This is a genomic window from Asanoa sp. NPDC050611 (assembly GCF_040654855.1).
In the GTDB taxonomy this organism is placed as follows: Bacteria; Actinomycetota; Actinomycetes; order Mycobacteriales; family Micromonosporaceae; genus Asanoa.
In genome coordinates this window covers 1-9179 of record NZ_JBFAIU010000310.1, presented here as the reverse complement: position 1 = coordinate 9179, position 9179 = coordinate 1, and the positions used below count along the sequence as shown (strand labels likewise).

General features: G+C 71.7%; 8 protein-coding genes. 3 read left to right on the top strand and 5 right to left on the bottom strand.

What is annotated here, in order from left to right:
• Window positions 1-164 precede the first annotated feature (164 nt).
• Window positions 165-1799 (bottom strand): CocE/NonD family hydrolase, encoded by a 1635-nt coding sequence (locus AB0H87_RS32810; protein ID WP_360154544.1) that lies wholly within the window; start codon window positions 1797-1799, stop codon window positions 165-167.
• Between the two features lie 36 nt (window positions 1800-1835).
• Complete coding sequence (locus tag AB0H87_RS32805; protein WP_360154541.1) at window positions 1836-3302, bottom strand: alkaline phosphatase PhoX; 1467 nt, start codon at window positions 3300-3302, stop codon at window positions 1836-1838.
• Between the two features lie 170 nt (window positions 3303-3472).
• On the opposite strand from AB0H87_RS32805, the gene AB0H87_RS32800 reads away from it, so the two are divergent.
• Entirely contained in the window at window positions 3473-3652 is a 180-nt protein-coding gene (locus AB0H87_RS32800; RefSeq protein WP_360154539.1) for a hypothetical protein, read from the top strand.
• Window positions 3653-3897: 245 nt separating this feature from the next.
• On the opposite strand, the gene AB0H87_RS32795 is transcribed toward AB0H87_RS32800, so the two are convergent.
• Both AB0H87_RS32795 and typA read right to left on the bottom strand, forming a co-directional pair.
• Window positions 3898-4356, bottom strand: a complete 459-nt coding sequence (locus AB0H87_RS32795; protein WP_360154536.1) for a hypothetical protein — start codon at window positions 4354-4356, stop codon at window positions 3898-3900.
• Between the two features lie 56 nt (window positions 4357-4412).
• Complete coding sequence (gene typA / locus AB0H87_RS32790) at window positions 4413-6278, bottom strand: translational GTPase TypA (RefSeq protein ID WP_360154533.1); 1866 nt, start codon at window positions 6276-6278, stop codon at window positions 4413-4415.
• 181 nt (window positions 6279-6459) lie between these two features.
• On the opposite strand from typA, the gene AB0H87_RS32785 reads away from it, so the two are divergent.
• Both AB0H87_RS32785 and AB0H87_RS32780 read left to right on the top strand, forming a co-directional pair.
• Window positions 6460-7875 (top strand): VTT domain-containing protein, encoded by a 1416-nt coding sequence (locus AB0H87_RS32785; protein WP_360154530.1) that lies wholly within the window; start codon window positions 6460-6462, stop codon window positions 7873-7875.
• A 47-nt stretch (window positions 7876-7922) separates the two neighbouring features.
• Window positions 7923-8783: a transglycosylase SLT domain-containing protein gene (locus AB0H87_RS32780; RefSeq protein WP_360154527.1), complete on the top strand. Its 861-nt coding sequence runs from the start codon at window positions 7923-7925 to the stop codon at window positions 8781-8783.
• Here the strand turns inward: AB0H87_RS32780 and AB0H87_RS32775 are convergent.
• Window positions 8773-9179 (bottom strand): methyltransferase domain-containing protein (locus AB0H87_RS32775; protein ID WP_360154524.1); only part of this gene is annotated, 407 nt, incomplete at its 5' end. The genes AB0H87_RS32780 and AB0H87_RS32775 overlap by 11 nt on opposite strands.

The following is a 9179-nucleotide window of genomic DNA, read 5'->3' as shown; positions in this document are numbered from 1 at the left end:
GCGAGGGCGCGCTCCCACCGCGATGCGCGAAGCGCGACGCCACCGCGAGCGCGAGGGCGCGATCCCACCGCGAGCGCGAGGGCGCGATCCCACCGCGACGCGCGAAGCACGACGCCACCGCGACGCGCGGAGGGCGACGCCACCGTGAGCGCGAAGGGCCGCCGTCAGTCCGTCGCTACCGTGAACCGCACCGCCGACGGTCGTGTCTCGTCATGGAAGACCCACCGCCGCCCGGCCCGCATCGCGACCGCGCTCCCCAACGGCTCCCCGGTTCCCGGATTCCGCGCCCACCGCGGATGCGCCCCACCCGACACCTGCACCCGCAGGCGATGCCCGGCCCGAAACCGGTAGGCGGTCGGGTACATCGGCACCTCGACCCGCGTCGCGCCACCCCCGTCGGTCGGGAACCGCCCCGGCACCACCCGGACCAGCCCGTCGCACACGTTCCAGGACCGCCCGCGCGGGTCCACGTCGCACAGCCGCACGAAGATGTCGAAGTGCTCCGGCTCGCCACCGACGTAGATTGTCGCCGCGACCTCGCCCACGATGTCGACCGGCGACTCCAGCGGCGCGCCCGTGAACACCAGCACGTCGTCGCGCGCCTCGACGGCCCGGTTGTCGACCCGCCCAGCCTTGTTGGCGGCGAGCACGGCGCCGCCGACCGACGGCGTCGGGTCCGCCGGGTCGTAGAAGAACGACGACGGCTCACCGGGCCGCGGCTCCGCGCCCAGCCCGCCCTCGGGCCGCAGCAGCACCTCGGCGGGCCGGCCGGGCGGCGGCCAGCTCGGCACGTCCCGCCAGCCGGCGTTGGCGACGTGCAGCCGCACGCCACCGGGCGGGGGCGGGGCGGGGTCGTCGGCCATCCGCTCGCACAGGAACGCCAGCCCGTCGCGCATCCAGGCGCCGAGCAGCCCCGGGCTCCCGTGCGTCCAGGGCCCGATCGTCAGCGACGGCGAAGCGCCGGCCTTCTTCAGCGCGGCATAGTCCCGCAGCTGGGCCGTCAGGAAGATGTCGTGCCAGCCGGTGATCATCGTGACGGGTGCGCGTACATCCGGAATGGACGTGTCGAAGACCCGGTCCGCCCAGTAGGCGGCGTCCGGCTCGACCTCGCGCAACCACTCCTGGAAGAACGGCACCGCCGTGCCGACGGCCACCGTGTCGGCCGTCTCCAGCGGCAGGGTGGCCAGCCCGCGTACCAGCTTCGGCTGCCCGCGCTTGAGCTCGGCCTGCCGGGTCAGGAACGGCTGCCCCTCGGCGGCGAGCAGCTCGGCCCAGGTCAGCACGGTGTCGAGGGAGAAGGCCTCACCGGCGTACGTGGAGTCGCGGGCCGACGAGGTCGTGCAGACCAGCACCATCGCTCGGAGCTCGTCGCCGGCGTAGGGCGCCACGGCCCACTGGGTGAAGCCCTGGTAGCTGGAGCCGAACATGGCCAGGCGCCCGTTGTACCAGGGCTGGCGCCGGAGCCAGTCGATCGTGTCGATGCCGTCTTCGCGCTCGTGCAGCATCGGCTCGAAGCGCCCGCCGGAGCCGTAGGTGCCACGGCACGACTGGATCACGGCGTGCAGCCCGCGCTCGGCGATGATCCGCCCGAGCAGGGTGACCGGCCCACCCCGCCCGTACGGCGTCCGGATCAGCACGGTCCCGGCGTCCGGCTTGGGCGTGGCGTAGTGGTCGGTCATGAGCACCACACCGTCGCGGGCGCGCATCCGCTGGTGGCGCCGGTAGCTCACCTTGCCGGAGACGGACGGCGGCAGCCGCAGCGCACGGGCGGCGGCGAAGGTCGCGACCTGAGCGAGCACGATCCCACGGTACCCAGCCGCCGCCCGCCGCGACCGTCACACGCCGATCCTGCGCCAGTCTCCCCAGATCGCGAACGTCATGCCGGCGCTCGCCTGGATGTTGACGAAGAGCGTACGCCCGTCCGGACTGAAGGTTGACCCGGCGAACTCGTCGTTGAACCGGGTCGTCCCGGTGCTGGAGACGAGCCGGTTGAGCGCGATGTCGAACAGCTCGCCGTGCCTGGTCAGCCCGCGCAGGTAGTTGTCGTTGGTGTTGTCCTCGCAGACGACCAGCGTGCCGCGCGGGCTGGTGGTCACGTTGTCCGGGAAGTCGAGAGTGTCCGGCCCGGGCGACTGGTAGACCGCGCGCAGCACCTGGTGCTTGGGGTAGTAGGCCCAGATCTGCCCAGATCCGTTGCCGTAGCCGTCGGTCGCGTGTGGTCCGATCTCGGTCTCGGGCTCGCCACCGCCCTGGGTGGACGTGAAATAGACGACCCCGTCGTCGTAGACGGCGCCTTCGAGCCGCGAGAAGTAGGCGGCGCCCTGCTCCCAGCCCTGCTTCGGCACGTACACAGTGGCGTCGTCGTTGGTCGTCGGCGCCGTCTGCCCGGGCGTGTAGGGGAAGCGCGGCGACGGATCGTCGATATCGACCCATTTCACGTCGTACGTGGCCCCGCGGCGCTGCGCCCCTTCGAGGTGGATGTTGGGCCGCTTCCGGACGGCGAGCATCTGCAGCCGCCCCTTGTTGTCGAGGTACCCGAGCCGCATCGGATCGCGGCGGGGCTTGTAGCGGTAGAACCCGGAGGGAAACTCGAAGCTGTCCTCGGTGAGGTAGAGGTAGCCCGAGTGCGGGTCGTAGGCGACGGCCTCATGCGTGAACCGCCCGGCGGCGGTGAGCGGCTCGCGCGCCTCGCCGTTGACGGGCACCTCGAAGACGTAACCGTGGGGCTGCGTCAGCGGGACGTTGGAGACGTTGGTGAAGTCCGGCCCTACGTCGGGCCCGTTGACGGTCTCCTCGCAGGTCACCCAACTGCCCCAGGGCATGCGGCCGCCGGAACAGTTCATCATGGTGCCGTTGATACTGGTGTACGCCCGGCGGACCTCGCCGTGCGCGCTGACGTGCACGGTGGTCGTGCCGCCGCGGGCCATGGGGTCGTAGGGCGTGCGGGGCCCGAACGCCGGGCCCGGGTTGTTGATCTCGTGGTTCCGGATGAGCACGACGTCACCGTCGCGCCCCCGGAAGGCACCCATGCCGTCATGCCGCCCGGGCAGGGCGGTGCCGTCATCGAGCGTGACGGGCGCTTCGGTGTCGTGAAAGGACCGGTACTGGAACCCCGCCGGCACGTGCAGGCGGACCTTGCCGTCCCGCAGGTCAGCGATGTTGTCGACGAGGGGCGCCCCGTCCTTGGGAGCGGCCCCGGCGGCCTCCCGGTTGACGAAGCCGAGGAACGGCCCACCAAGCACGGCACCGCCGGCGGCAGCGGCAGCACCGCGCAACAAACTGCGACGATCAAGATCAGACATCGACGACTCCTTTGTCGGATCCACCGATCCTCACGACCGCACGCGGCCAGCGCAACCTCTGGTTGGCCCGGAGTTAACCCCCCGTCCACCAGTGCCGCGGGAGGACGGGGCGTTGGCGTACCGGACGCGGGCCCGGGGTATGTCCGTCAACAGCGGGAAGGTGGTGGGTTGTGCTGAAGAAGCCAAGTTGGAAGATCTATCCGGTCGTCGCCGCGGCGAGCGCCGTCCTGCTCGCCATGGCCGTCGGGGACAGGCTCGGCCCGGACGCCGCGTGGGTGTTCTTCGTCGTCCCGGTGCTCGCCGTCGTCGCGGTCGCGCTCGCGGTGCGCCGGGCGACCCGCGGCACCTGACCGCATGCCGGTCCGGCGCAGCGGAGTCGCGACAAGCCGGAGGGGCCGGCCGCAGCGGGCCGGCGTCACGCGGCGGCGGCGCGGACCTCGTCGACCGATCGGCGCAGCGCGTCCGCCGACGGCCGCTCGCCTGCGGCGGAGGCGGACCCGTACCGGTCCAGCTCCGCCTCAGCGGCCGTCACCTCCGGCAGGCTGAAGCGCAGCGCACCAGGCGAATTCAACCCGGCGTGGGTGATCGCCGGCCCTCAGGCAGACGAACATCCGGACGCGGCGGCGAACGCGGCGAAGCTCGTGCGGACCCTGTTCGCCGACTCGGCCGCCGCGTTCGCCACGTCCGGGTTCGGCGGTGACGCGGCGACCGCCCGGCGGGCCATGTCGAGGGTGGCCCGGTAGTCGTCGACCAGGATGGCCAGGACCGAGGCCGGGCCGCCGGTGTAGGCCGACGCCTGCCGGAAGAATTCGTCGGCGGCCATCCTGAACTCGGCCATCTCGTCCGAGGTCGCGGTCGCCACCTCGGCCGCCACCCGGGGAGCGGTCTGGTCCCACTCGCTGAAGCGCCGCTCGACCGTCGTGCACGCGACGGTCGCGGCGTCGGGTGCGGGCCCCGCCGCACGGGTGGGTGCGGGCGGCGGCGAATCAGCATGGCAGCCCGCGAACAGCAGGGCTGCGACGGTGAGGCCGACCGCGGCCAGAAGGCGCCTCATCGCACGCAACCTAGCCGGCCGACCTCTCCATCGGGTGACCGTCAGGCAACCAGTCGTCAGCCGGCGTGCTTGCGGCGGGCGGCCGCGCGGCCCCGGGCCGTCTGGTCCAGCACCACCTTGCGGATGCGCACCGCGGACGGCGTCACCTCGACGCACTCGTCCTCGCGGCAGAACTCCAGCGCCTGCTCCAGCGAGAGCTTCCGCGGCGGGATGACCTTCTCCGTCTCGTCCGCCGTGGACGAACGCATGTTCGTCAGCTTCTTTTCCTTGGTGATGTTGACGTCCATGTCGTCCGAGCGGGAGTTCTCGCCCACGATCATGCCCTCGTAGACCTCGGTGCCCGGCTCCACGAACAGCGTGCCGCGCTCCTGCAGGTTGAGCATCGCGAAGCCCGTCACCGGCCCGGACCGGTCCGCGACCAGCGACCCGTTCCCACGCGTACGCAGCTCCCCGAACCACGGCTCGTAGCTCTCGAACACGTGGTGCAGGATGCCCGTGCCCCGGGTGTCCGTCAGGAACTCCGTCCGGAAGCCGATCAGCCCGCGCGCCGGCACCAGCCACTCCATCCGGATCCAGCCCGTGCCGTGGTTGACCAGCTGCTCCATCCGGCCCTTGCGGGTCGCCAGCAGCTGGGTGATCGCGCCGAGGTACTCCTCGGGCGAGTCGATCGTCAGGCGCTCCACCGGCTCGCAGGTGCGCCCGTCGATCTCGCGGGTCACCACCTGGGGCTTGCCGACGGTCAACTCGTACGACTCCCGCCGCATCTGCTCGACCAGGATCGCCAGGGCGAGCTCGCCGCGGCCCTGGACCTCCCAGGCGTCGGGGCGCTCGGTCGGCAGCACCCGCAGGGACACGTTGCCGACCAGCTCGCGGTCGAGGCGGTCCTTGACCATGCGGGCCGTGACCTTCGCGCCCTTGACCCTGCCGACCAGCGGCGACGTGTTGGTGCCGATCGTCATCGAGATCGCCGGCTCGTCCACCGTGATCAGCGGCAGCGGGCGCGGGTCCTCGGCGTCCGCCAGCGTCTCGCCGATCATGATCTCCGGGATGCCCGCCACGGCCATGATGTCGCCGGGGCCCGCGGAGTCGGCCGGCTTACGCTCGAGGCCCTCCGTCATCAGTAGCTCGGAGATCCGGACCCGCTCGGTCGTGCCGTCGATCTTGCACCAGGCGACCGTCTGGCCCTTGCGGATCGTGCCCTCGCGGACCCGGCACAGCGCCAGGCGGCCCAGGAACGGCGACGCGTCCAGGTTGGTCACGTGCGCCTGGAGCGGGGCGTCCTCCTCGTACGAGGGCGCCGGGATGGTGTCCAGCAGCGTCCGGAACAGGGGCTCGAGCGAGTCGCTGTCCGACGGGACCGTCCCGTCCGCCGGCTGGGTCAGCGACGCGATGCCGTCCCGGGCGCACGCGTACACGATCGGGAAGTCGATCTGCGAGTCGTCCGCGTCGAGATCCAGGAACAGCTCGTACGTGTCGTCGACGACCTCTTTGATCCGGGCGTCGGGCCGGTCCACCTTGTTGATCACGAGGATGATCGGCATCCGGGCCGCGAGGGCCTTCCGGAGCACGAACCGCGTCTGCGGCAGCGGGCCCTCGCTCGCGTCGACCAGCAGCACCACGCCGTCGACCATGGTCAGGCCGCGCTCGACCTCGCCGCCGAAGTCCGCGTGGCCCGGCGTATCGATGATGTTGATGACCACCGGGTCGCCCTCGGCCGGGGCGTACGTGATGGCGGTGTTCTTGGCGAGAATGGTGATGCCCTTCTCGCGCTCGAGGTCCATCGAGTCCATCACGCGGTCGGTCATCTCGGCCCGGGCGTGGAACTGGCCGCCCTGCCGCAGCATCGCGTCGACAAGGGTCGTCTTGCCGTGGTCGACGTGGGCCACGATGGCGACATTGCGGAGATCGGAACGGGTCGGCATACGTCCATCCTCCTTGGTCGGCCGGCGCGGACCCCGTCGGGGTATCCCGGAGGTGGCCCGGATCTCTGGTTATTGCCTGTTTCTGGACCCTTACGCACTGGCATGCTGGTTCGGTGGGCCGGGGGACGCAATGGTCGATCTACTGACACGGCTGGCAGATCTGCCGCCAGCCGTCATCTACGTGATCGCATTCACACTTATCGCAGGCGAAACAGCGGTTCTGCTCGGGCTGATCTTTCCGGCCGAGGCGACGCTGCTGCTCGTCGGCTTTCTGTCATACACGGGCACGCTGGACCTGCGCCTGACGCTCGTGCTGATGATGGCGGCGGGGCTGGTCGGCGACTCGCTCGCCTTCCGGGCCGGCCGCCGCTACGGCACCCGACTACGCGAGGGGCGCTGGGGCGAGCGGGTCGGTGCCGAACGCTGGGCCAAGGCCGAGGGGCTGCTGCAGAAGATGGGCGGCCGGGGCATCCTGGTCGCCCGGTTTGTCGCGTTCGCCCGCACGCTCGTCCCCCGCCTCGCGGGTGCCACCGGCATGCCGTACCGCCGCTTCGGGCTCTGGAACCCGCCCGGCGTGATCCTGTTCGTCGGGGCGTCCGTGCTCGTCGGCTACATCGCGGGCGAGTCCTACGAGACGGTCTCCGAATACTTCGGCAAGGCCACCGGCGCCGTGCTGATCCTCCTCGGCACGCTCATCGCGATCGTCATCGCGGGCCGCTGGCTGGGCCGCAACCCCGACCCGTTCCGCGCCCTGGTCGCCCGGGCCGGCGCGCTGCCACCGCTGCGCTGGCTCAACCAGCGCTTCGGCGTGCTCTTCTTCCTGCTCACCATGCGCGTCGGCCGCGGCTGGGCACTGATCGCCAACCTGGTCGCGGGCGTGGCGCTGCTGTTCGGCATCGGCTTCGGGCTCGCGTTCGTGATGAAGTGGGCGGTCGACCAGAGCGGCCTGAGCATCGTCGACGACAACATCGCGAGCTGGTTCGCCCTGCGCCGCACCGACCAGGTCGTCGACGCCGCCCGCGACACCCTGGGCGTCCTGCGGGGCTCCTGGCTGATCCTTGCGGTCGGCCTGGTCGCCCTCCTGCTCGCCTGGCGGCACCGCTCCTGGCGCGGCGACCTGGTCACGATCGTCAGCACCGCCGGCGCGTTCGTGCCGCTCGTCCTGCTCGCGGTGATCTCCGACCTGACCCGGGCCGGCGACCTCACCCCGGCCAGCTCCTCGGTCTCCGGCCTGTTCCCCAGCCAGAACGCCGTCGTCACCGCCGGCTTCTGCACCCTGGCCTGGACGCTCTCCCGCGGCCGGCGCTGGCCGCTGCGGGTGGCGCTCTGGACGGTCGCGGCCGCGTTCATCGTCAGCCTCTCCGGCGCCCGCCTCTACCTGGGCTGGAGCGTGGCCAGCGAGACCGCCACCTCGGTGCTGCTCGGTGTGATGTGGACGCTCTTCTTCATGGTCGCCTGGGCCACCCGCGACGACGAGACGACCGAGAAGCCGCCGGCGTACGCGGAAAGCGTGCCCGAGCCGGCCCCCGCCGCCCTGGCCGAGCCGGGCGATGCCGGGCTGGCCACCGCGCCACAGACCGCGCAACCGGGGCGGTAGGAACGCGATCCGGCTGGTAGCGTCCCCGGATCACGGGGAGGTGTGCGATGAGACGGTCACGCGCGCTCGCGTTCTGCGCGGTCGCTCTGGTGCTGCTCGCCGGTTGTGCCGGCCAGCAGGCGACGCCACAGGCCGGCGGGTCCTACGACAACACGGCCGTCGACTCGGGCGAGGGCGACAGCACCCCCGCCTGGGAGGAGACGCCGGAACCCGACGCGGACGCCGACGCCGAGATCGGCCTCGGTGCGGCGCCGACGACGGCACCGCCCAGCCCGACGAAGAAGCCGCCCCGCAAGACGACGCCGACCAAGAAGAGCCCGCCGCGCAAGACGACCAGCGAGAAGATCGCGCCTCCGCCGCCCAAGCCGGCCGCCGGCTGCACCAAGCCGCGCTACGAGGGCACCCAGGCCAGCCGGGCCAACGTCAAGGCGGCCCTGACCGACGCCGCGGGCCGCACCTACTGGCCGAGCAGCGCGCCGAGCCTCAAGGTGCCGCTGGACCTGGTCAAGGCCACGGCCTGGCAGGAAAGCGGCTGGCAGTCCAACATCATCGCCTGCGACGGCGGGATCGGGCTGATGCAGGTCATGACCGACACCGCGACGTTCGTCAACCAGCGGTTCGAGAAGAACTACAACATCAAGGACTACAAGGACAACGCCGCGCTCGGCGCCAACTACCTCGCCTGGCTGATCAAGTACTTCGGCGACGTCTACTTCAAGGGCGACTACTCGGTCGACGAGGCGGACTGCGCAAGCCATGACGACCTGTGCCTGCTCAACGCGGTGATCGCGGCCTACAACTTCGGCCCGGGCGCGGTCGACACCGACGACGGGTTGGTCATCCCCAACCCGCGGTACGTCGACAACGTGCGCTCGCTGATGACCAACTGCGAGTGCCTCAGCTTCTGATCGCGCGCAGGGCGAAGGTGTCGGCGATCCCGTTCGGGCTCGACTCCTCGACCGCCTCGATCCGCAGGCCGGCCGCCGCGACCGCGGTGAGCAGGTCGGCCAGCGGCACGTGCCACGCGCCGACCCGGGCCCGCACGCCCTGCGGCGCCCAGGCGTCGAAGGTGCGCGCCGTGTCCGCGTACCGCGTGTTGATCGTGATCAGGTCCGCGACCGACCGGTCCGCGAACGCGCCGACGAAGCACGGGTGCACCCCGACGTGCACGAACCGGCCGCCCGGCGCGAGCACCCGCGCGGCCTCGCGCAGCACCGCCGCGTAGTCCGGCACGTCGGTGTGCGCGAGCACGCAGGCCACGGCCGGCACGCTGCCCTCGCGCACCGGCAGCCGGGTCGCGTCAC